This window comes from Streptomyces sp. NPDC051364 (assembly GCF_040682115.1).
Taxonomy (GTDB): Bacteria; Actinomycetota; Actinomycetes; order Streptomycetales; family Streptomycetaceae; genus Streptomyces.
In genome coordinates this window covers 1-21,966 of record NZ_JBFBAH010000036.1, presented here as the reverse complement: position 1 = coordinate 21,966, position 21,966 = coordinate 1, and the positions used below count along the sequence as shown (strand labels likewise).

At 72.1% G+C, this 21,966-nt stretch carries 18 protein-coding genes; 11 read left to right on the top strand and 7 right to left on the bottom strand.

The features are described from left to right. Window positions 1-496: 496 nt before the first annotated feature. Window positions 497-2,479: an amino acid transporter gene (locus tag AB0M76_RS37710; protein ID WP_365957245.1), complete on the top strand. Its 1,983-nt coding sequence runs from the start codon at window positions 497-499 to the stop codon at window positions 2,477-2,479. A 251-nt stretch (window positions 2,480-2,730) separates the two neighbouring features. On the opposite strand, the gene AB0M76_RS37705 is transcribed toward AB0M76_RS37710, so the two are convergent. Then, window positions 2,731-3,696, bottom strand: coding sequence for a pirin family protein (locus AB0M76_RS37705; RefSeq protein ID WP_365957244.1), 966 nt, complete (start codon window positions 3,694-3,696; stop codon window positions 2,731-2,733). A 106-nt stretch (window positions 3,697-3,802) separates the two neighbouring features. Between AB0M76_RS37705 and AB0M76_RS37700 the strand changes: the two genes are divergently transcribed. The 6 genes from AB0M76_RS37700 (at window position 3,803) to AB0M76_RS37675 (ending at window position 8,178) form a co-directional block, all read left to right on the top strand. Then, complete coding sequence (locus AB0M76_RS37700; protein WP_365957243.1) at window positions 3,803-4,153, top strand: tetratricopeptide repeat protein; 351 nt, start codon at window positions 3,803-3,805, stop codon at window positions 4,151-4,153. Between the two features lie 73 nt (window positions 4,154-4,226). Then, window positions 4,227-5,423 (top strand): methyltransferase, encoded by a 1,197-nt coding sequence (locus tag AB0M76_RS37695; protein WP_365957242.1) that lies wholly within the window; start codon window positions 4,227-4,229, stop codon window positions 5,421-5,423. Window positions 5,424-5,475: 52 nt separating this feature from the next. Beyond that, window positions 5,476-6,324, top strand: coding sequence for a MerR family transcriptional regulator (locus AB0M76_RS37690; protein WP_365957241.1), 849 nt, complete (start codon window positions 5,476-5,478; stop codon window positions 6,322-6,324). A gap of 200 nt (window positions 6,325-6,524) precedes the next feature. Continuing rightward, a complete protein-coding gene (locus tag AB0M76_RS37685) occupies window positions 6,525-7,082 on the top strand; it encodes a DUF6230 family protein (protein ID WP_266999760.1) in 558 nt (185 codons plus the stop codon). Then, on the top strand, window positions 7,073-7,531 hold the full coding sequence (locus AB0M76_RS37680) for a DUF6114 domain-containing protein (protein WP_365957240.1): 459 nt from the start codon (window positions 7,073-7,075) through the stop codon (window positions 7,529-7,531). The genes AB0M76_RS37685 and AB0M76_RS37680 overlap by 10 nt, the downstream gene beginning before the upstream one ends. Then, window positions 7,528-8,178, top strand: a complete 651-nt coding sequence (locus AB0M76_RS37675; protein ID WP_365957239.1) for a hypothetical protein — start codon at window positions 7,528-7,530, stop codon at window positions 8,176-8,178. The genes AB0M76_RS37680 and AB0M76_RS37675 overlap by 4 nt, the downstream gene beginning before the upstream one ends. A gap of 91 nt (window positions 8,179-8,269) precedes the next feature. Here AB0M76_RS37675 and AB0M76_RS37670 read toward each other — a convergent pair whose 3' ends face one another. Beyond that, window positions 8,270-11,026, bottom strand: a complete 2,757-nt coding sequence (locus AB0M76_RS37670) for a penicillin acylase family protein (protein WP_365957238.1) — start codon at window positions 11,024-11,026, stop codon at window positions 8,270-8,272. A 188-nt stretch (window positions 11,027-11,214) separates the two neighbouring features. On the opposite strand from AB0M76_RS37670, the gene AB0M76_RS37665 reads away from it, so the two are divergent. Then, the gene (locus AB0M76_RS37665; RefSeq protein ID WP_365957237.1) at window positions 11,215-11,532 is read left to right on the top strand and encodes a DUF2087 domain-containing protein; all 318 of its coding nucleotides are present in this window, start codon (window positions 11,215-11,217) and stop codon (window positions 11,530-11,532) included. Here the strand turns inward: AB0M76_RS37665 and AB0M76_RS37660 are convergent. The 5 genes from AB0M76_RS37660 to AB0M76_RS37640 all read right to left on the bottom strand — a co-directional run bounded on the left by AB0M76_RS37660 (window position 11,504) and on the right by AB0M76_RS37640 (window position 17,661). Then, on the bottom strand, window positions 11,504-12,934 hold the full coding sequence (locus tag AB0M76_RS37660; RefSeq protein ID WP_365957236.1) for an NAD(P)/FAD-dependent oxidoreductase: 1,431 nt from the start codon (window positions 12,932-12,934) through the stop codon (window positions 11,504-11,506). The genes AB0M76_RS37665 and AB0M76_RS37660 overlap by 29 nt on opposite strands. 146 nt (window positions 12,935-13,080) lie before the next feature. Continuing rightward, window positions 13,081-13,506 carry a thioredoxin domain-containing protein gene (locus AB0M76_RS37655; protein ID WP_365957235.1) on the bottom strand — a complete coding sequence of 142 codons (426 nt, stop codon included), beginning with the start codon at window positions 13,504-13,506 and terminating at the stop codon, window positions 13,081-13,083. A 113-nt stretch (window positions 13,507-13,619) separates the two neighbouring features. Beyond that, window positions 13,620-15,059 carry an aldehyde dehydrogenase family protein gene (locus AB0M76_RS37650; protein WP_365957234.1) on the bottom strand — a complete coding sequence of 480 codons (1,440 nt, stop codon included), beginning with the start codon at window positions 15,057-15,059 and terminating at the stop codon, window positions 13,620-13,622. A 163-nt stretch (window positions 15,060-15,222) separates the two neighbouring features. Continuing rightward, entirely contained in the window at window positions 15,223-16,440 is a 1,218-nt protein-coding gene (locus AB0M76_RS37645; RefSeq protein WP_365957233.1) for a thiolase family protein, read from the bottom strand. A 207-nt stretch (window positions 16,441-16,647) separates the two neighbouring features. Further along, window positions 16,648-17,661 carry a LacI family DNA-binding transcriptional regulator gene (locus AB0M76_RS37640; protein WP_365957232.1) on the bottom strand — a complete coding sequence of 338 codons (1,014 nt, stop codon included), beginning with the start codon at window positions 17,659-17,661 and terminating at the stop codon, window positions 16,648-16,650. Window positions 17,662-18,023: 362 nt separating this feature from the next. Between AB0M76_RS37640 and AB0M76_RS37635 the strand changes: the two genes are divergently transcribed. From AB0M76_RS37635 to AB0M76_RS37625, 3 genes are all read left to right on the top strand, one after another. After that, on the top strand, window positions 18,024-19,298 hold the full coding sequence (locus AB0M76_RS37635) for an MFS transporter (protein ID WP_365957231.1): 1,275 nt from the start codon (window positions 18,024-18,026) through the stop codon (window positions 19,296-19,298). Window positions 19,299-19,432: 134 nt separating this feature from the next. Continuing rightward, window positions 19,433-20,137 (top strand): alpha/beta hydrolase, encoded by a 705-nt coding sequence (locus tag AB0M76_RS37630; RefSeq protein ID WP_365957230.1) that lies wholly within the window; start codon window positions 19,433-19,435, stop codon window positions 20,135-20,137. A 58-nt stretch (window positions 20,138-20,195) separates the two neighbouring features. Further along, window positions 20,196-21,638 (top strand): amidase, encoded by a 1,443-nt coding sequence (locus AB0M76_RS37625; protein WP_365957229.1) that lies wholly within the window; start codon window positions 20,196-20,198, stop codon window positions 21,636-21,638. Window positions 21,639-21,966 lie beyond the last annotated feature (328 nt).

Here is a 21,966-nt window from a genome sequence, read left to right as displayed (position 1 = left end):
GCTCAGGTACCGCCCGTCGAGAGCGACTTCGCTTCCGACCACTTCGCTGCGTTACCGACTTCGCGCCGAGCCGAGCGCGCCGACTGCGCCCCGGCGCAGAGCCCACTCGCGAGTCCGAGCGCCAGCCAGCGCGTCGTCCACTCAGCCGCCGGCCGAGAAGTCCCCGACCCCCGCTCCCGCAGCCGAGAAGGAAGACGACACCTCCCTTGCTCTGCCGATCGGCATCGGAGTCCTCGTCATCGCGGCGATCGCCGGGGCGTGGTGGTTCCTCAAGCGCCGTCGTTGTGAAAACGGCTGACACTCAACGGCTCACCACCTACGGGTAGTCGGCAGCTCCACGTCGGGCCTGGCCAGCCCGAAGGGACCGGTCAGGGCGGGCGGTCCTGCACAGCAGAACCCCGACGGGAATTGCGAAATCGGAAGACCCCATACTCGGTCATCGCTGCCGGCCCATCGAGCCGGTGGGCTTGGCGGGTTGGAAGGGTTGATGGTTGACATGACAGACGTGAACGATCTGGCCGTGCCGGAAGTAGTGGAGAGTCCCGCTCTGCAGGCACCACCGACTGGCGGTCTTGCCCAGTGGCTGCTGCGCCACCGGGTGCAGCCGGTGGGGCCGGCGGCCGGCGAGGGGCACAGCGAGCCGCACGCCTGGTGGAAGGTGATGTGCCTGACCGGGGTGGACTACTTCTCCAGCCTCGCTTACGTCCCGGCGATCGCCGCGCTCGCGGCGGGCGCGGTGTCACCGTTGGCGACGCTGCTGATCGTGGCGCTGACCCTGCTGGGGATGCTGCCGATGTACCGGCGGGTCGCCCGCGAGAGCCCGCACGGGGCCGGTTCGGTGGCGATGCTCGAGGACCTGCTGCCGTTCTGGCGGGGCAAGCTGTTCGTCCTGGTCCTGCTCGGGTTCGTGGCCACCTCGTGGATCATCACCATCACCCTCTCCGCGGCGGACGCTTCCGTGCACGTGGTGGAGAACCCGTTCTTCCCGCAGGCCCTGCACGGCCATGAGGTCGCCATCACGGTGGCGCTCCTGCTGCTGCTCGGCGGTGTGTTCCTGCTCGGATTCAGCGAAGCGGTCAGCGTCGCGATCCCTCTGGTCGCCGTCTTCCTGCTGCTCAACGCGGTGACCATCGCTGTCGGCGTAGTCGAGGTCGTCACCTCGCCGGGCGCATGGTCGGCGTGGACCGACGCGCTCGTCGACGGCGGAGGTGGACTGGGCGACCTGGTCGGGCCTGCGCTGGTGGCCTTCCCGCTGCTGGTGCTGGGGTTGTCGGGCTTCGAGACCGGGGTGAGCATGATGCCGCTCATCGCCGCGGAAGGCGAGGACGCCGAGCAGCGGCTGCAGTCCCGCATTCGCAACTCCCGGAAGCTGCTGACCACCGCGGCGGCCGTCATGAGCGTCTACTTGCTCGCAGCCAGCTTTGTCACCACGGTCCTGATTCCGCACAAGGAATTCGAAGCAGGTGGCGCGGCCAACGGTCGCGCCCTGGCTTACCTGGCCCACGAACAGGTGGGAGAAGCCTTCGGCACCGTCTACGACATCAGCACCATCCTGATCCTGTGGTTCGCGGGCGCCTCCGCGATGGCAGGACTGGTCAACATCGTCCCGCGCTACCTGCCCGACTACGGCATGGCCCCCGAATGGGGCCGCGCTGTTCGCCCGGTCGTGCTGGTGTACACGGCTCTCTGCGTCATCATCACCATCGCCTTCGACGCCGATGTCAACGCCCAGGCCGGCGCCTACGCCACCGGCATCCTCGCCATGATGGTCTCCGGCGCCTTCGCCGTCACCGTGTCGGCGCTGCGCCGCCGCCAACGCGCGACCACCGCCGGCTTCACCATGCTGACCGCGATGCTGCTCTACGCACTGGTGGCCAACATCATCGACAAGCCCGACGGCATTACCATCTCCGGCCTGTTCATCGCCGGAATCGTCCTCGTCTCCCTGATCTCCCGCGTATCCCGCACCACCGAACTACGCGCCGACCACATCGTGTTCGACCCCGCGGCCCGCCAGTTCATCACCGACACCATCGCCTACGACAACGCGATCAACATCATCGCCAACCGCCGCCAGGCAGGCGACGGCGCCGAGTACGCCGACAAGGAACGCGAACAGCGCGGCAACAACCCGGTACCCGGTCCGGCCGATGTGATGTTCGTGGAGATCGACGTCGTCGACCCCTCGGACTTCAGCGACACCCTCACCGTCCACGGGGTCGAGGTAGACGGATACCGGATCCTGCGCGCCGAAGCCCCCGCTGCCCCGAACGCCATCGCCGCGATTCTCCTCGCCCTTCGCGACACGACCGGCGTGCAACCGCACTGCTACTTCGCCTGGGCCGAAGGCAGTCCCCTGACCCACATGTTCCGCTACTTCCTCCTCGGCCGCGGCGACACCGCCCCCGTGACCCGAGAGATCATCCGCAAACACGAACCCGACCCGGCCCGCCGCCCCGGCATCCACGTCGGAGGCTGACCCCTCCGCTCGGTACAACACGTTGTACCGAGCGGCTGCCGACGCCGATCGGCGCCACGTCGCAGGTCTCGGGACACCACCAGACCTGATGGACTGTCACCAAAGTCGGCATTGGGTCAGCATTGGCCCTGGCAAAGCTGACCCCAGCTGGTCACACATGGGAAACGTCGAGCGTCCGAAGAGGGCCTCGAGGAGTGGCGGCCTCTCTTCGAACGATCTCGGCTGAGCTGCCTGCTTCAGAAAGGTGCAGGTCAGCGCACTCGTCCACGCGCCTTCAGCGGAACCGGCGGGAGTTGCGGCGCAGGGATCGGAGGGCCGTCGTAGCCCTTTACCTCGCCGAAGCGAGTGCCCTCCATCCAGTCCTTCCGGGCCTGTACGATCTCCTCGTTGCTCCGGCCGATCCAGTTCCAGAACATCACGATCTCCTCCTCGAACGGCTCGCCGCCCAGCAGCATCAGGCCCGCGTCCGTGGCCGCGCGCAGGGGGAGTTCCGTGCGGCCGCAGCCGAGGTAGAGCATCGAGCCCGGGAGGACCGGGACGCCGTCCACGTGGGCCTCGCCCGACATCGACAGGACCGCGTACTCAAAGTCCGGGTTCAGCGGGAGCCGGGTCTCCGTGCCCGCCGCGAGGGCGAGGTCCGCGCCGACGATCGGGCTGTACGCCGTGCCCGGCGAGGTCGCCGTGTCCAGGGTGCCCAGGATGACCGTGGCGGTCAGGCCCGGGGCGGTCACGTGCGGGAGCTCCGCGTGGTGCTGGAAATGGGGTTCCACATGACGGTGGGCCTCCGGGAGGGCCACCCACAGCTGGGCGCCGTGCAGGAGGCGGCCGTGCGAGCGGGGGCTCTCCTCGGAGTGGCTGATGCCGCGGCCCGAGGTCATCAGGCCGAGCTCGCGCGGGCGGATCGTCTCGAGGCTGCCCACGCTGTCCCGGTGCAGCACCTCGCCGTCGTGCAGCCAGCTCACGGTCTGGAGCCCGGAGTGCGGGTGCGGGGCGACCTGCATGCCGGGCTCGCCGGCGATGTCGTCCGGGCCGTAGTGGTCGACGAAGCACCAGGCGCCCACCATGCGGCGTCCCAGGTTGGGCAGGAGTCGGCGGACCTCGGTGGATTCCCCGAGCTTGACCGTGCGCGGGCTGAGAAGCTCGCGGACGGGTTCGGCCACGACGAAGCCGCGGCCGCCGCAGGCGGAGAGAGCGGGCTGGCGATCGAGATTGCTCATACCGCACAACTTAGTACCGCCACCAGCACCGCGTTCGGTGGAATGTCCGGCTGCTGTCACGTGTTGGAGGGGACGGACGCACCACCTGAACGGCGGAAGGGACGCGATGAACGCGCCGACGACGTATTTCGAGCACGGGACGGCAGCCGAGCGCTGGGACCGGGCCCGGCTCTTCTTCGACGCGAAGGAGTACGCGACGGCCGCAAACATCCTGGTCGCACTGGCCGACGAGGCCCCCGAGCAGCTGGCGCCCCGGCTGCTGCTGGCCCGCGCCTACTACCACTCCGCCCAGCTCTCGCGCGCCGAGCACGAGCTCCGCGCCATCCTGGAACGCTGGCCCGTGGAGGACTACGCGCAGCTGATGCTCGGCCGGACGCTGGAGCGCCAGGGCCGGGCCACCGAAGCCCGCCCCTACCTGCGGATGGCCGCCGCCATGGCCGGCGACTTCCCCGAGTAGCGAACCCACTGGCGCACCCACCGGCCCCGTGCATGCGGGGCCGGGCCGCCGCCTCGGTTAGCCTGGGGGCACGATGAACCGTCTGACCACGCCCTTCGGCTCCTACGAGCTCACCCGCTTCCCCGAAGACCCGCGCGACCAGCTCCGCGCCTGGGACGCCGCCGACGAGTACCTGCTGCGCCACCTCGAGTCCGGTACGGGGGACCACGGCCCGGTCGACCTCGCCGGCGCCGGGCAGATCACCATCCTCGGGGACCGCTGGGGGGCGCTGACGACGGCGCTGGCCGCGTACCACCCGACGCAGATCACCGACTCCTACCTCGCCCGGGCCGGCACCGCGGCGAACCTGGACCGCGCCGGGATCGGCACCGCCAAGACCACGGTGCGGCTGCTGACCACGCAGGACGCGCCGCCCGAGCGGATCGACGTACTCCTCGTCCGGGTGCCGAAGAGCCTGGCGCTGCTCGAGGACCAGCTGTACCGGCTGGCCCCGCACGTGCACGCGGGCACCGTCATCGTGGGCACGGGCATGGTCAAGGAGATCCACACCTCCACGCTGAAGCTCTTCGAACGGATCCTCGGCCCGACGAAGACCTCGCTCGCCGACAAGAAGGCCCGCCTGATCTTCTGCACGCCCGGCGCCACGCCGACGCGGGCCGTCGACCCGTGGCCGGTGACGTACACGCTGGACGCGGAATCGGGCTCGGGCTCCGGCCTGACCGCCGTCAACCACGCGGGGATCTTCTGCGCGGACCGGCTCGACGTCGGCACCCGCTTCTTCCTCCAGAGCATCCCGAACAACACCAACGGCGCCCGGGTCGTGGACCTCGGCTGCGGCAACGGCATCGTCGGCACGGCGGTCGCGGTCACGGACCCCGCCGCGGAGATCGTGTTCACCGACGAGTCGTACCAGGCGGTCGCCTCGGCGAAGGCCACGTTCCGCGCCAACGTCCAGCGCGAGCGCGAGCGGGCCGACTTCCTCGTCGGCGACGGCGTGTCCATGCTGGACCCGGCCTCGGTCGATCTCGTGCTGTGCAACCCGCCGTTCCACTCCCACCAGGCGACGACGGACGCGACGGCGCTGCGCATGTTCGCGCAGTCGCGCAAGGTGCTGCGCCCGGGCGGTGAGCTGTGGGTGATCGCCAATCGCCACATGGGCTACCACACGCATCTGCGCCGCCTCTTCGGCAACAGTGAAGTCGTCGCGAGCGAGCCGAAGTTCGTCGTACTGCGGGCGGTCAAGCAGGAGATGCGGCCCCGCCCCATGTGACCTGCCGCTATACCCGTCGGTACGGCGCGCGGTACGTCCTACACTCTGCCGCGTGAGCAGCCTGGTGCGACAAGACGACACGGACGACGGTACGGACGACCGTGCGGGCGGCGGCGCGGGCGACCGTGCAGGCGACCGTGCAGGCGGCGGTCCCAGCGGCGAGCGCTATCGCCGGGAGGACCTGGCCCGCGCGGCCGGCGTCAAGGTGCGCAACCTGCGCTACTACCAGGAGCGCGGACTGCTGCCGGCGCCGCGCCGCGAGGGCCGCATCGCCTGGTACTCCGCGGACCACCTGACCCGGCTGCGGCTGATCAGCGATCTGCTGGGGCGCGGGTACACCGTCAACGGGATCGCCGAGCTGCTGCACGCCTGGGAGGCGGGCGGCGGCCTGTCCCAACTCCTGGGCCTGGAGCGGGCGATGACCCGGGACTGGGTCCAGGAGGAGCCGGTCACCATGACCCTGGCCGAACTGCGCGAGCTGTTCGGCCCGTCCGCGACGGCCGAGGACACCAGGCGTGCCTCCGAGCTGGGTTACGTACGGATCGAGGGCGACCGGGTCACGCACCGGAGCCGGCGGCTGCTGGAGGCGACGCTCACGCTCGTACGGCAGGGCGTGCCCCTGGCGGAGATCCTCGATGCGGGGGACTTCGTACAGACACAGGCGGCCGCGCTCGCCGACCGGTTCGTCGGACTGTTCCGGCGGCATGTGATCGGCCCGGACGGGCTGGAGCAGCTTTCGGCCAGCCAACTGGATCACATCTCGGACGCGGCGGCAGCGCTGCGTCCGGTGGCGGGCGAGGTCGTGGCCGCGGAATTCGCCAGGGCGATGGCCCGGCGGATGGAGGCGGAGGTCGCCGAACTGCTGCGCAAGGATGCGGAAGAAGCGGTAACCGATCAGTAGGAGTCGGCCGAAAAGGCACGGTCGAACAACCTTGCCAACCCCCATTGGCACTCTTACATTCAACTCGTCGGTAACAACGGTGCACAGCCGAAATAAGGGACGATCTCATGGCAGATTCCCCCAACTTATCGGATTCCTCCGCCCCGCCCGGCAGAAACGACGAGGGAGGCGGCCGCGTCCGCTGGCGCCGCTTCGCCGTCCTGACCGTCCCCGCCATCGCCGTGACCGCGGGCCTCGGCATCGCCCTCGCGCAGGGCGCGCTCGCCGCCTCCTTCGCCGTGTCGGGCCAGCAGTTCAAGGTGTCGGCGACGAGCCTGGAGGGCGAGGGCTTCGCCCAGTACGGCAGCATCGACGTCAACGCCCGTGAGGAGCTCATCCCGGTGGCGGTCACCGCCATCAAGGAGGCCAAGCTCCACAGCCTCTGCCAGTCGGTGGTGACCACGCTCCCGGTCGTCGGCGACATCTCGCTCAACCTCACCGCGGGCAAGAAGACCCCCGTCGAGGCCAGCAACCTGTTCGTCGACGCCACCCAGCTCTCCGGCAACGCCGTCTTCACCAACATCGAGATCGGCCGCGACGCCTCGACCCTCGACAAGGGACCGACGGAAGCCGTGGGCATGCAGGACCTGTTCGCCCAGCAGGCGGACACCGTCAGCATCACCGATCTGCAGCAGACGGCCTGGGCCACGAACGCGGGCACCTTCAAGCTCTCCGGGCTCAGCATGAACATCAGCAAGGGCAAGAAGGAATGCTTCTGAGCCGCTGGCGGCGGTGGCGGCGGGGCAGGCCGTTCTGGGGAGGGCTCTTCGCCATCCTCGCCGGGGCCGAGATCTGCGCCCTGCCGCTGGCACCGCTGAAGGTGATGCTCCAGCAGGGCACCGCGGGCATCCCGTCCGTCCTGATGGGCATCGTCATGATCGTGCTCGGCCTCGCCGCCTGGTTCTCGCCCGCACAGCGGAGCCTCGCCGGTGTGCTCACCACGCTCATCGCGACCGCCTCGCTCGTCCTGTCGAACCTCGGCGGGTTCCTGATCGGCACCCTGCTCGGGATCCTCGGCGGCGGGCTGATGTTCGCCTGGCAGCCGCACGCCGCGGCGCGCCACTCGCCCGAAGGACAGTCCCCCGAACCGCAGTCCCCCGTACCCCCGCAGTCCCCCACCCCAACCGGCACCACTGCGCACCCTGATCCCCAAGGAGCACAGCCATGAGCCGCACGCGTACCGCGCTCGCCCTCGGGTTGGCCGCCGCCGGAGCGCTGTCGGTGGCCTCGGTCACCGCCACAGCTGCGCCCTCACCCCTGGCCGGATCGACCACCGTCACCCCGGCCGGACACTCCTTCAAGGCCACCCTCAGCGGGAAGGCCACCCTCAAGGCCGGTTCGGTCACGGTGACTTGTACGGTCTCCGTCTCCACCGGCACGGTCCCGGCCGCCCCCGGGAACCAGAACGCCGCCGGGCCCGTCTCGTCGCCGATCTCGCCGCCGACGTACAGCTCCTGCACGTCCAGCATCTGGGGTGTGACTCCGACGGTCACCACCAGCGGCTCCTGGTCGGTGTCGATGCAGGACGGCTCCCCGATCACCGCCAGCATGACCGTCCCGGTGGGCGGACTCGTCGTGCAGACGTCCGGCCTGGCCACCTGTACGGTCACCGCGGCCCCGACCGCCCCGGCGAACGTCGCCGGGACCTGGACGAACGGCGCCCCGCCGAGCCTGACCTTCACCAACGCCTCCGTGCCGGTCACGGTCACCGGCGGGTTCGGCTGCCCGACCAGCGCGACCTCGTCCGTCTTCAACGCCGTGTACAAGGTCACCGACACGACCGACCCGGCGCAGCAGATCACCGTCGGCCCCTGACGCACGACGGCAGCCCGCGCACGAGGAGGCCCGCCGGCCCGGAGCGATCCGGGGCCGACGGGCCTTTCGCACGCAACGGGCCCACGGGGCCTCAGCGGTGGGCCGGGAACTCCACCACCTGCTGGTACGTGGGCCGGTTCTGCCAGTTGATCTGCGGATGGCTCAGCCCGCCCACCGGACGCTGCACGATCGAGTCCGCGCACCACTGGTTCCCGGCCGCGCAGGTCCCGTCGGCCGGGTACACCGACGCCGGGGTGGCGGCGGCTGCCTGCTTGAGGGTGGCCGCCACGGCGTCACGGCACGCGGACAGCGAACCACCGCCGCAGTACGCCTTGGCCAGCGGACCGGCGACCGGGCGCCCGAGCACCGTACGCAGGTCCTTGTCCACGTAGCTCCACCAGCCGTACTGGAACGCCGACCCGGCGTGCGAACCGGTGGGCCCGTGGCCCGCGTTGGGCGCCTCGTCGACGGTGAGGGAGGCGCGCAGGGCGTCGTAGAGCGGCGCGCCGAGCCCCGGTTCGAACTCGGCCTCGATCAGCAGCGGCCACCAGGCGTCCATGATCCGGATGGCGTCGGCGTGCGCGTACGCCTTCGAGCCCTGCGCGGTCTCCTTGCGCTCGGTCCCCGCCGCCTGCCACGCGGCCAGCTTGTCCATGGCGGCGGCCACCGCCGGATCGGTGACCGGCTGGCTGCGCAGCACCGCGAGCAGCTCGGGCAGCAGGTTCTCGGCCCGCAGGTCGGTGACGGACGCGTCCGCCATGGCCTGGGTGAGCTTGGCTCGCGTGACCCCGCCCGCGGCGGCCAGCGGCTTGACCCGCTGGTCGAGGAGGTCGCCGCGGTGCACCGAGCCCATCCCGAAGCCGGCCGCCGTGTAGCCGTCGGCCTGCCTGTTGTTCCAACTGATGTAGTAGTCCTGCCCGATGGACTGCGGGTGTTCGGCGGGCGGCGTGTAGGCAGCGGTGTTGGCCGCCGGGTCGAAGCCCTGCCACTCGTACTGCTGCCGGGCGTGCACGGGGAGGGCAGCGTCGACCCCTGCCGGGCGGAGCGGGTTCAACCCGCTGTTGTAGTACGCCGCTTCGCGCGCGTCGGCGTAGAACCAGTTGAAGGCGTAGCCGATGTGCTGGGCGGCCTGCTGGAACGTACGGGCGTCCTTGACGTACGAGGGGTCGTTCAGCATCTGGAAGCCGATGATCGAGTCGGCCTCGTGGCGGTACGTGGAGCGCAGCGCGGTGTAGGCCACGGGCTTGCCCGCGACGGTGGCGCGGTGGGTGACGATGCCGTAGTTCGTCCGCCAGACCTGCATCCGGTACGAGCCGTTCGGCGTCGGGTCGGCCACCGAGCTCTTCCAGGCGTTGGTGCGCTCCAGCTTCTCCATGGGGGTGCAGGTGCCGCGGTAGAGGTACGAGGCGCCGGCCGTGGTCGGGGCGCCGCCGCCGGGCTCGCACAGCTCGACGGCGAAGGTGTCGGTGATGTCCTGCCCGGCGGAGGTCGCGCTCCAGGCGTAGTCCTGGCCGCGGCCGAGCTGGACGTACATGCTCACGCCGGCGAAGGACGCGCCGCGGGCGCTGATGCCGGGGCCCTGGAGCTCCTGGAGCATGAGGAGTTGGGGTGCGAGGTAGCCGGTCTGCGGCCCGAAGACGGCGACGGGATGGCCGCTCGCGGTCTTCGCCCCCGAGACGAGAAGGGCGTTGGACATGCTCTGCTTGACCGGCTTCGGCGGGTCGGCGGCAGCTGCCGTGGCGGCCGCGCCCGTACGGTCGTGGACCAGCTGCTCGGCGGTGACCGAGCCGGGATCCGGGAGCGCGGTGCCCTGCGGGTTCGCGGGTTTCTGGGCGTACGGGAAGCTCGTGCCGTCGTGGACGGTGAGCACGGCCTCGGGGTCGTTGCGCTCGCGGAAGGACTCCCAGACCCGGGTGCCCTCCTCGATGCCGTACTTCTGCTGCGCGGAGAGCAGGGAGAGCGCGGCCTGCACCTCGCCGCCGCCACCGCCGCCGAACAGGCCGCCGACGACGGAGGCGAGGGCGATCAGGTCGGTGACCTTGAAGGGCTGTATCTCACCGGCGTTGGTGATCGAGTCGATGTGGCCGGTAAGGACGTACTCGCCGGGGAAGTAGCGGCCGTTCTTGGACTGGACGCGGTAGGCGTTGATCCCGTCGACGTACGCCTGCGCGTCCTCCATCGCGAGGCGGCCGCGGTCGCCCTCGGTGGTGCGGATCCGGTCCACCTGGGCCTGGAGATCGGCCTCGGTGTACGGGGCCTGCGGCCAGAACTGCTGCTCCAGGCCCTGGTTGGCGAGGGCGCCGCCGGCGAACGGGGTCAGGTCGCCGCGGCCGACGTGGCGGAAGAGGTCCATCTGCCAGAGCCGGTCCTGGGCGGCGGCGAAGCCCGCCCCGAACGAAGTGCCGTAGCGGGTGGTGCCCTTGATGTGGGGGACGCCGGTCTTCTTGTCGCGGGTGATGGTGACGTCGGAGCGCGGGCTGGAGGTCGACTCGACCTGGTCGGCGGGGACGCCGAAGGAGGCGTCGTTGAAGAAGTCGTTGACCTTGGCGTCGGTGAGACCGGGGTATCGGGCCACCAGCGAGTCGTAGCGGGCCAGTTGGTCGGAGGCGTGGGCGGGCATCGTGCCGAACGCCTTGTGCAGGAGGATCTGGGCGAGGGTCGCGTTGCCGTTCTGGCCGGGCGGCAGGATGTCCGCACACTGGCCGCCGCAGTGGTCGGCGACGGGGAGCGGCACGGGCACGTCGGCGCCGGCGGCGGCCGCGGGTGCGAGCGGGGAGAGCAGGGCGGCGCCGAGGGCGATCACCCCGGCGGCGACGGCAGTTCTCAGGCGAGCGGTGGGACGTCGCATACGTGCTCCTCCGTGGGGGGCAGGAACCGGTCACGGAGGAGGGTACTGGCGGGCACTACCGCTCAGTAAGATGAATGACCGTCACTTTTCAGTTGGCGTCGGCGTCGGCGTCGGCGTCGGCGTCGGCGTCGGCGTCGAGGGTATAAATCCGTTGCCGGAACTGCGGGGTGTCGGACAGGCTCGCTGCCATGTCTCAGACTGCGATGTCCCAGAACACGCGCCATATCGCCGACCTCTTCTCCGGCGGCCGGCTCACCGCGATCCCGCGCAAGGCCGCCCGCCGCGAGCAGTTGCTCGCCCACCTCGCCGAAACCCTCTTCGCGGAGGACCGGGAGTACACCGAACCCGAGGTGAACGACGCCTTGCGCACCGTGCACGAGGACTGCTCGGCGCTGCGGCGCTACCTGATCACCTCGGGCCTGCTGACCCGCACCCGGGACGGCAGCAGCTACCGCCGGGCCGGCGTCGTGGACTCGGCTATCCCCGGTACGTCTCCAGCAGCCTGAGCCAGATCTCGCTGATCGTCGGGAACGCCGGGACCGCGTGCCACAGCCGGTCGATCGGGACCTCCCCCGCGACCGCGACCGTGGCCGCGTGCACGAGCTCGGCCGCGCCCGGGCCGACGAAGGTGACCCCGAGGAGCACCTCCCGGTCCAGGTCGACGACCATCCGGGCCCGTCCGCGGTACCCGTCGGCGTACAGGCCCGCGCCCGAGACCTTGCCCAGGTCGTAGTCGACGGCGCGCACCCGGTGGCCGGCCCGCTCGGCCTCGGCGAGGGTGAGGCCCACCGCCGACGCCTCCGGGTCGGTGAACACCGCCTGCGGCAGGGCCTGCGTATCGGCGGTCGCCGCATGCGCGCCCCAGCGGCCGGTGTCGAGCTCGGTACTGCCCGCCGCGCGGGCCGCGATCGCGGCGCCCGCGATCCGGGCCTGGTACTTGCCCTGGTGGGTCAGCAGCGCGCGGTGGTTCACATCGCCGACGGCGTACAGCCAGTCGTGGCCCTGGACCCGGCAGCTGTCGTCGACCGGAATCCAGTCGCCGGGCGTCAGCCCGACGGTCTCCAGCCCGATGTCCTCGGTGCGCGGCGAGCGGCCGGTCGCCATCAGCAGCTCGTCGCCCTCCAGGATCTCCCCGCCCTCCAGTACGACCTGGACCGGCCCGGTCGACCCGTTCCGTACGACCGCCTCGACGGAGACGCCCGTACGGACCACCGCGCCGGCCTCGCGCAGCGCCTCGGCGACCAGCTCTCCGGCGAAGGGCTCCATCCGCGGCAGCAGCCCGGAGCCGCGTACGAGGACCGTGACCTGTGAGCCGAGGGCCTGCCAGGCCGTGGCCATCTCGGCGGCCACCACCGAGCCGCCCACGATCAGCAGCCGGACCGGCGCCTGCTGGGCGGAGGTGGCCTCGCGGCTGGTCCACGGCCGCGCCCCGGCGAGCCCGGGCACGTCCGGGACCATGGCGCGGGTACCGGTGGCGACGACCACCGCGTGCCGGGCGGCGAGCACGTGGTGCTCCCCCTCGGGGCTGGTGACGGCGACCTTGCGGACGCCGTACAGGCGGCCGTGGCCCCGGTAGAGGTGGACGCCGATCGAGTCGATCCACTTGACCTGGCCGTCGTCCTTCCAGCTGCCGGTCCAGTAGTCGCGGTGCGCGAGCACGGCCGCCGTATCGAGCGGCCCGCCCACGGAGCCCGCGAGGCCGGGCACCCGGCGGGCGTCGGCCCTCGCCAGCGCCGGGCGCAGCAGCGCCTTGCTCGGGACGCAGGCCCAGTACGAGCACTCCCCGCCGACGAGTTCGGCCTCCACGAGGGCCGTGGTCAGCCCGGCGGCGCGGGTCCGGTCCACGATGTTCTCGCCGGCCGGTCCCCCGCCGAGCACCACGACGTCGTACTCCACCGCTTCCGACACAGTCACCTTCCGGGGCGCCAGGGGCTCATGTCCCTGTCACCTTACGTGGGGACCGCGGGAGACGCGGGAGACGCGCGGCGACGCGCCCCCGCGAACGGTCGGCGGCTGCGATTCGGCCGGTCGGTGGCCGGTCGGTGGGCCGGAGCTCAGGCCTCCGCCGTGCCGCCGTTGCCGCCCTGGCCGTCCTGGCCGTCCTGGCCGTCCTGGCCGTCCTGCTGTGACGCGGCGATCTTCGCGCGCACCTCGTCCATGTCCAGCGCCCGCGCCTGCCCGATGAGGTCCGTCAGTGCGGTCTCGGGCAGTGCGCCGGGCTGCGCGAAGATGGCCACCTGGTCCCGGACGATCATCAGCGTCGGAATCGAGGTGATCTGGAAGGCGGCGGCCAGCTCCTGCTGCGCCTCCGTGTCCACCTTGGCGAAGACCAGGTCGGGGTGGGCCTCGGAGGCCTTCTCGTAGACCGGGGCGAACTGCAGGCACGGCCGGCACCAGCCCGCCCAGAAGTCGATCAGCACGAACGGGTTCTCGCTGACCGTCTGGTCGAAGTTGTCCTTGGTGAGCTCGACAGTAGCCACGGCTTCCAGACCTCCTGAGTGGTTCGTATGCACCTTGAACGATCGGCCCGCCCCGAGCATTCCGCCCGTGGGGCCCGGGCCCCACGGGCGGCGGGTCCCGGGCCCGCGGCGCCTCAGAAGGGGTGCCCCGCCGGGGTCGAGCGGACCGTGGTCCAGCGCAGCTCCGTGAACGCGTCCAGGTTCGCCTCGCCGCCGAACCGGGCTCCGGTGCCGCTGGCGCCGACCCCGCCGAAGGGGGCCACCGCCTCGTCGTTCACCGTCTGGTCGTTGACGTGCGCGATCCCGGTCGGGATCCGCCCCGCCAGCTCGAGCCCGCGCGCCGCGTCCCGGGTCACGATCCCGAGGGAGAGGCCGTACGGGCCGGCCGAAGCCAGGGCGACCGCCTCCTCCTCCGTCCCGAAGGGCCGTACGGGCGCCACCGGGCCGAAGATCTCTTCCGCGTAGGCGGGGGTGTCGTCGGCGACGCCGGCCAGCACGGTCGGCCGGTAGAACAGCCCCTCGTGCGTTCCCCCGGCCACGAGCTTGGCGCCCTGCTCCGTACTGGCCTCGACCAGGCCGTGGACCCGCTCCAGCTGGCCGCGGTCGATCAGCGGGCCCAGGTGCACCCGGTCGCGGTACGGGTCCCCCACCGCCAGCGCCTCGGCCCGCGCGGCGAGCCGCTCGACGTACTCGTCGTACAGCGAGGCGTGGACGAGGTGCCGGCCGGCCGTCATGCAGATCTGGCCCTGGTGGAAGAACGAGCCCCACGAAGCCTGTGCGACGGCGGCCTCGACATCGGCGTCCTCGAGGACGACGAGGGCAGAGTTCCCGCCCAACTCCAGGTGCGCCCGCTTGAGATGACGACCCGCCAGCTCGCCGACGACCCGACCGGCGGCCGTGGACCCGGTGAACGACACCACGCGCACCAGCGGGTCGGCGACCACCGCGGCCCCGGTCTCGGCGCCCCCGGGCAGCACGTGCAGCAGCCCGCCCGGCAGCCCGGCTGCGGCGAAGACGGCGGCGAGCGCGAGGCCGCCGCACACGGCGGTCCGCCGGTCCGGCTTGAGCAACACCGCGTTGCCGAGGGCGAGGGCCGGGGCGACCGAGCGGATCGCCAGGATCAGCGGGGCGTTGAACGGGGCCACCACACCCACCACCCCGGCCGGAACCCGGCGGGTGAAGGAAAGCCGCGGCGCCTCGCTCGGCAGTACCTGCCCGGCCGGGCGGGAGGCCAGCGCGGCGGCCTCGTAGCACTCCTGGGCGGCGACGTGCAGCTCGAAGTCGGCCTTGCCGGGTATGGAGCCGGACTCCCGCACCAGCCAGTCCCGCAGCTCCCCGGCGTGGGCGGCGAACAGGTCGCCGGCCCGGCGCAGGACGGCGGCCCGCTCCATGTGGGTGGCCCGCGCCCAGTCCTCCTGGGCGGCCCGGGCCCGTACGGCGGCCTCCGAAACATCGGCGGGGGCAGCCAGCTCGACGGTGGCGAGGGTAAGGCCGGTGGCGGGTTCGACGACCGGGGCGGCGCCGCCGGTGAGGGTCGGTCCGTCCTGCCAGAACGTCGGTTCGAGGAGCGGCATGGCGCGGGGCCTCCGGTGGGGATGGGCGGGGCGGGGGGCGGCAGCACGCGCCATCGTGCCAGACCGGAGGCACCACATCTGTTCAGTTATTGGGCAGTTGACGGGCCGCCGTGACCGGAAACGATCGACGGCCGGGCCGCGTACGCGAGTTCAGGGCGGGCGTTCAGCGCTCCAGGACCAGCGCGATGCCCTGCCCGACCCCGATGCACAGCGTCGCCATGCCGGTGCCCGAGCCGGCCGCTGCCAGCTGGTGCGCCACCGAGCCGGCCAGCCGCGCCCCGGACGCACCGAGCGGGTGGCCGATCGCAATGGCGCCGCCGCGCGGGTTGAGCACGGCCGGGTCCAGCTCCGGCCAGGCCGCGAGGCAGCCCAACGCCTGTGCCGCGAAAGCCTCGTTGAGCTCCACGGCGGTCAGGTCGGCCAGGCTGCGGCCCGCCTTGGCGAGCGCCCGCTGCACGGCGTCGACCGGGCCCAGGCCGAAGAACTGCGGCTCGATGCCCGTGACCGCGGAGGCGCTGATCCGGGCGAGCGGCTCCCGGCCGGTGGCCGCCAGCCCCTCCTCGTCCGTCAGCAGCAGCGCCGCCGCGCCGTCGTTGAGCGGAGAGGCGTTGGCGGCCGTCACCGTACCCGTGCCGTCCGTCCGGAAGGCCGGCTTCAGGCGGGCCAGCGCCTCGGGCGTGGAGCCCTCGCGGATGCATTCGTCGCGTACCAGGTCCACCCCGGGGTACGGGACGACCTCGTCGTCGTACAGCCCGGCGGCCCAGGCGGCCGCGGCCTTGCGGTGGCTCTCCAGGGCGAAGAGGTCCTGGGCCTCGCGGGTGATGCCGTGCTTCTCCGCGATGAGTTCGGCGCCCTCGCCGAGCGAGCCCGTCCACTCCGCCGGCATGCGCGGGTTCGTCATCCGCCAGCCGAGGGTGGTGGACCACATCTGCTGGTGGCCGGCCGGGAAGCCCCGTTCCGGCTTCTGCACCACCCAGGGGGCGCGGCTCATCGACTCCACGCCGCCCGCGATGGCGACGGAGGCATCGCCCAGCGCGATCGCCCGGGCGGCCTGGATCACCGCTTCGAGACCCGAACCGCAGAGCCGGTTGACGGTGACCCCGGGGACGGACACCGGGAGCCCGGCGAGCAGCACGGCCATCCGGGCCACGTCCCGGTTGTCCTCGCCCGCACCGTTGGCATCGCCGAAGACGACGTCGTCGATCCGCGCGGGGTCGAGGTCGGGCGTACGGTCCACCAGCGCCCGCACGACGTGCGCGGCGAGGTCGTCCGGGCGGACCCCGGCGTAGGCGCCGCCGAACTTGCCGATCGGGGTGCGGACGGCGTCGACGACGTACACGTCGCGGACACTGCGTCCGTCGCGGGCGGTGCGGATGCTCATGGGGGCTCTCCTGGGCGGATCCGTACGGGCGACGCCGGGGCGGTGCCGGGGTCGGCACCCGGTACGGCGCCGGGCGCGCCCGGTGGGGCGCGCCCGCAGTCTCCGTCCGCAGGTCACCGCCTGTCAACGCCCCTCTGCCGGCCATGCGCGGACGGCCTCGGCCGGCCGGGGGCGGACCGCCACGGGCGCGCGGTCACGGGCCTGCCGTCAGGTCGACTCGCGGTGGACGGCCACGGCGGCGATCAGGTCGTGCCGCTGCGTGATCTCGGACGGCTCGCGCACCGCCTGGTCCACCAGCGCGGCCAGGTGGTCCCCGGTGGGCAGCTCGATCTGCACCGTACTCAGCCGGGGCCGCAGCAGCCGGCCGATGAGCAGGTCGTCCGCGCCCATGACCGCGACGTCCTCGGGGACCCGCAGACCCTCGTCGAGCAGGGCGCGCATCAGCAGCATCGCGTACTCGTCGTTGTACGCGAACACCGCGTCCAGACCGAGGGAGCGCCAGCGGGCGGCCAGGGCGGCAGCCGACTCCTCCGAGTAGGCCATCGGGAGGGGCTCGATCGCGGCGGCTCCGATCGAGCGGGCACCCTCCAGCCGGGGCGTGGAGAAGAGCTCCAGCCCCTCCTCCTCGGGGACGACGACGCCGATCCGCCGGTGGCCCCGCTCGACGAGGTGGGCGGCGGCCCGCACGCCGACCTCGCTCTGGTCCATGACCAGGGCGTGGGCCCCGGGGACGCCGACCGGGCCCATCGTTATCACCGCGCGGGCGCCGGCCCGTTTGAGCGTGGCCACGTTGTGCGCGGACAGGGCGATCTCGCCGAGCGAGATCACTGCGACCGGGCGCAGCTCGGCCCAGGCGCGGGCGGCCTCGTCGCCGCTGAGGCCGAGGCTGCCGTACTGGACCACGGTGTAGTCGAGGCGGCGCAGTGACCACTGGAGCTCGTTGAGGAAGGCGCTGTAGAGCGGGCCGATCGGCACGTGCGAGGTGGGCAGCAGCACGATCCGGGTGTGCCCGGCGCGCAGGCTGCGTGCGGCGGCGTGCGGCACGTACCCGAGTTCCTCGGCGGCCTGGCGGACCTTGCGGCGGGTCGGTTCGCTGATGCGTACGGCTTCCGCGTTGTTCAGGACGTACGAGACCGTCGCGCGCGACACACCGGCGAGCCGGGCCACGTCGGCGCTGGTCGGCACGGGGGCCGGCTTCGGCGATTTCGATGACTGTGACATTGCCGTGGCATCTTTCCAGACCGATTGCGCCCGGGGGCTAGCGGATGGCCGGAAACGAATGCTACACAGTGGTTACACGATTCATTGACACGTGTAACCCGGGCGTCACATCCCGTTCCCCGGGGCAGCGCAGCACGTGCCCGACCGTGTCCCGCCGTGCCGTCGCCCTGTCGTGTTCCGTCGCACCCCCGCCGTCACGACAGGGCGGCGCGCACCCTCCCCGCACTCCCTCCGAGTCCTCCTCTACGCCCCCTCCCAGTGCCTCCCTGCACCCCTCCTCCGTACCTCTCACCCCCTCCCGCCCCGCTTCCGCCCCACCCTCACACCCTCATCCGCCCGAAGAACCCGCCCAGGAGGGCACCGTGGCCCTTTCCTCCCCCGGCGCCGGCACCGCCGGAGCCACCCCCGACGACGCGTCCGCCGCACCCGCCGCACCCGCCCCACGCGGTCCCGGACGCGGCCTGTTCCCGTTGCTTCTCGTCGGCAACAGCGCGATGTACGCGCTCTACATCGGCGTCGCCGGTGTCCTGCTCGCCCTGCAGGTCGAAGACATCGACCCGGCGAACAAGGTCTCCAACTTCGGCCTGATCGCGGGGGTCTCGGCGATCTTCGCCACGGTCTTCAACCCGGTCGCCGGCGCACTGTCCGACCGCAGCGGACGGCGCAATCCCTGGATCCTCGGCGGCGGACTCGCCGCCGTACCGGCGATGTTCCTGCTCGGCTTCGCCGACACGATCCTGCTGATCATGATCGCCTGGTGCCTCGGCCAGGCCGTCATGAACGTCTACCAGGCCGCCATCACCTCCGTGGTCCCCGACCGGGTCCCGAAGTCCGCCCGCGGCAAGGCCTCCGCGGCCGTCGGCCTCGGCCTGCCCTTCGGCTCCACCCTGGGCGCACTGCTCGGCGCGGCGTTCTCGGAGGACTACCGCACCGGGTACCTCGTGTTCGGCGCGATCGTGGCGGGCGCCGCGGTCCTGTTCACCGCCTGCACGCGCGAGGAGCGGCTCCCGGCTCGCGCCCCGATGCCCGTCAAGGCGCAGCTCGCCGCCTTCACCGGAGCCCTGCGGGACCACGACTTCCGGTGGGCCTTCATCGGGCGGGCGCTGCTGGTCCTCGGGTACTTCGCGGTCAGCGGCTACCAGCTGTACATCCTCCAGGACCACACGGTGCTGCCCGGCGGCATGGAGCCGGAGGCCGCGGTGGCGGTGCTGATGCCGCTGACCAGCGTGGCGATGGTCGTCTCCACGCTCCTCGGCGGTTACCTCTCCGACCGGTTCGACCGCCGCAAGCTCTTCGTGGGCGCCTCCGCACTGCTGTCGGCCATCGCGCTCGTGATCCCGGCCGTGTCGACCAGCTGGACGGCGATGCTGGCCTTCGCGGCCGTCAACGGGCTCGCCTTCGGCTGCTACATGGCCGTGGACACGGCGCTGGTGACGATGGTGCTCCCGAAGGCGGAGGACGCGGCCCGCGACATGGGCGTGCTCAACATCGCCAACGCGGGACCGCAGATCATCGCCCCATTCATCGCCTCGGTGATCGTCTCGCTGAGCGGCGGCTACACCGCCCTGTTCGTCGTCGCGGCCGTCCTGTCGGTGGCGGGCGCCCTGGCGGTGAAGCCGATCCGCAGCGTGCGGTGAGGGCCTGTGGGGGGGGCCGACCGCCGCTTCGATTCCGGGGATCTCCCCCACTCCTCCCGCTTCCCCCGATACCCCTCCGACTCTTCCCTCCAACGCTTTTGCCGTGCACCCCGTTTCCTGAGAAAGGCCTCACCGTGCAACTGCACACCCACACCTGGGGCGCGGGCGACCGCGTCGCGCTCCTGATCCACGGCATGATGGCCGACCACCGGACCTGGCGCCGGGTGGGTCCCGCACTCGCCGGGCGCGGCTATCGCGTCATCGCCGTGGACCTGCGGGGCCACGGCGCCAGCGGGCGCGGCGAGTACACGCCGGAGCTCTTCGCGGACGACGTGGTCGAGACCCTGCCGACCGGCGCCGACCTCGCCATAGGCCACTCGCTGGGCGGGCTGACCCTCTCCCTGGCCGCGGACCGGCTGAAGCCGAAGCGGGCGGTGTTCTCCGACCCGGCCTGGCATCTGGCCGGCCCGGCCGAGGGCATGGGTCCGGAGGTGTTCGCGCAGTTCAAGTCCGCGCCCAGGGAGCAGATCCGGGCGATGAACCCGCGCTGGGAGGAGGCGGACGTCGACGTCGAACTGGAGACCCTGGCCCTGTGGGACGAGTCGACGGCGCTGAGCCTGGCATCGCTGTTCGGTACGGAGCTGCTGCCGGCGGCGCCGGTGGTCCCCTCGCTCGTACAGCTCGCCGACCCGAGCTTCCTCATCTCCCCGGAGCGGGCCGCGCTCCTCGAGGAGCGCGGTTTCGAGGTGCGCTCGGTCGCCGGCGCCGGACACACCATCCACCGGGACGACTTCGACGGCTTCATGGCCTCGCTGCAAGGCTGGGTCCAACCGCTCTAGCCACCCTCGGCCCCTCCCCGTTACCGTCGGTCCTACCGAGCGGTAACGGGGAGGTCCGATGTCGGTGACGTCAGGTACGAAGGCTTCAACTGTCTCTTCTGCTGACTCTTCTGTCTGTTCCGGTCTGATGGACACGGCGAAGGCACTCGCCGAAGGAGGCGTCTCCGCACGCCGGTTGACCGAGGAGGCCCTCGAGCGGATCGCGGCCGCGCAGCCCGAGCTCAACGCCTTCCGGATCGTACGGACCGAGGCCGCCCTCGCCGAGGCGGACGCGGCCGACCGGCGGCTGGCGGCCGGTGAGCGGCTCCCGCTGCTCGGCGTACCGGTCGCCGTCAAGGACGACATGGACGTGGCCGGGGAGCCGACCGCGTTCGGCTGCCCCGGGGAGTTCCCTCCGAAGACCGCCGACAGCGAGGCCGTACGGAGGCTGCGTGCGGCCGGCGCGATCATCGTCGGCAAGACCCAGACGCCGGAGCTGGGGCAGTGGCCCTTCACCGAGGGCCCGGCGTTCGGCGAGACCCGCAACCCGTGGAACCCGGCCTACACGCCCGGCGGTTCCTCCGGCGGCTCGGCGGCCGCCGTGGCCGCGGGACTGGTCCCGGCGGCGCTCGGGTCCGACGGGGCGGGTTCGGTACGGATCCCCGCGGCCTGGACCCATCTGGTGGGGGTCAAGCCGCAGCGGGGACGCATCTCCACCTGGCCGGAGCCGGAGTCGTTCCACGGGCTGACGGTCAACGGCGTGCTGGCCCGAACCGTCGCCGACGCGGCGCTCCTGCTGGACGCCGCGAGCGGCCAGCACCCCGGGGACCGGCACCACCCGGCACCCGTCTCGGCGGTCGAGGCGACCCGCCGCACGCCGCGCCGGCTGCGCATCGCCCTGTCGTTCGGGATGGCCTTCACGGCGACGCCGAAGTCCCTTGATCCGGAGGTCCGTTCGGCTGTGGAGCGACTGGCCGGGCGGCTCGAGGCACTGGGCCACGAGGTGGTCCCGGAGGACCCGCGCTACGGGCAGATCGGCCTGGCCTTCGTCCCCCGTGCGACCCGGGGCATACGGGACTGGGCGTCCCGGGTGCCGGATCCCGATCTGCTGGACCCGCGCACGCACGAGGCGATGCGCACCGGCGGCATCCTGGGCGGGCTGCCGCTACGGGTGTCCCGCCGGGCGGAAGTGCTGCTGCGGCGGCGGATCGGGGAGATCTTCGGCCGGTTCGACGTGGTCCTGACCCCGACGACAGCCACTCCACCGCTCCGGATCGGGGCCCTGTCCGGACTCGGGGCGATGGCCACGGACCGGGCGATGATCGCGGCCTGCCCGTACGCCTGGACGTGGAACGTCCTGGGCTGGCCGGGGGTCAACATCCCGGCGGGCCTCACGGCCGACGGCCTCCCACTGGGAGCCCAACTCCTGGGCCCGGAGGGAGCGGAACCGGTGTTGCTGGGGCTGGCTGCGCAGGCAGAGGCGGCTGAGGCCTGGACGCAGAGGTGGCCGGGCGGGGGGTGAGGGGCGGGGGGAGGGGCGGGGCCGGGGTACGTGCGCTCAGCGCCGGAAGCGTCGACCGGGACGCCGGGGCGGGGTCCGCCTGTCGGCGTCGGATCAGCTGACCGGGGGCAGGAGCGAGCTTTGTGCACTCGGAGCCGGGAGAGCCGACCGGGACACAGGGGGCGGGGTCTGCCGACTCGGCGTCGGTGTGTGTCCGGGGGCGTCCCGTCAGTCCACTGTCCTTCCGGTGCGGTCCGGGCCGTCAAGGGCGCTCTCTTCGTTCGCGTCGCTTCGCGATGGCCTTCGGCCACCCTTGACTGCCCGGCCCGCCCCGGAATGCCATAAGACT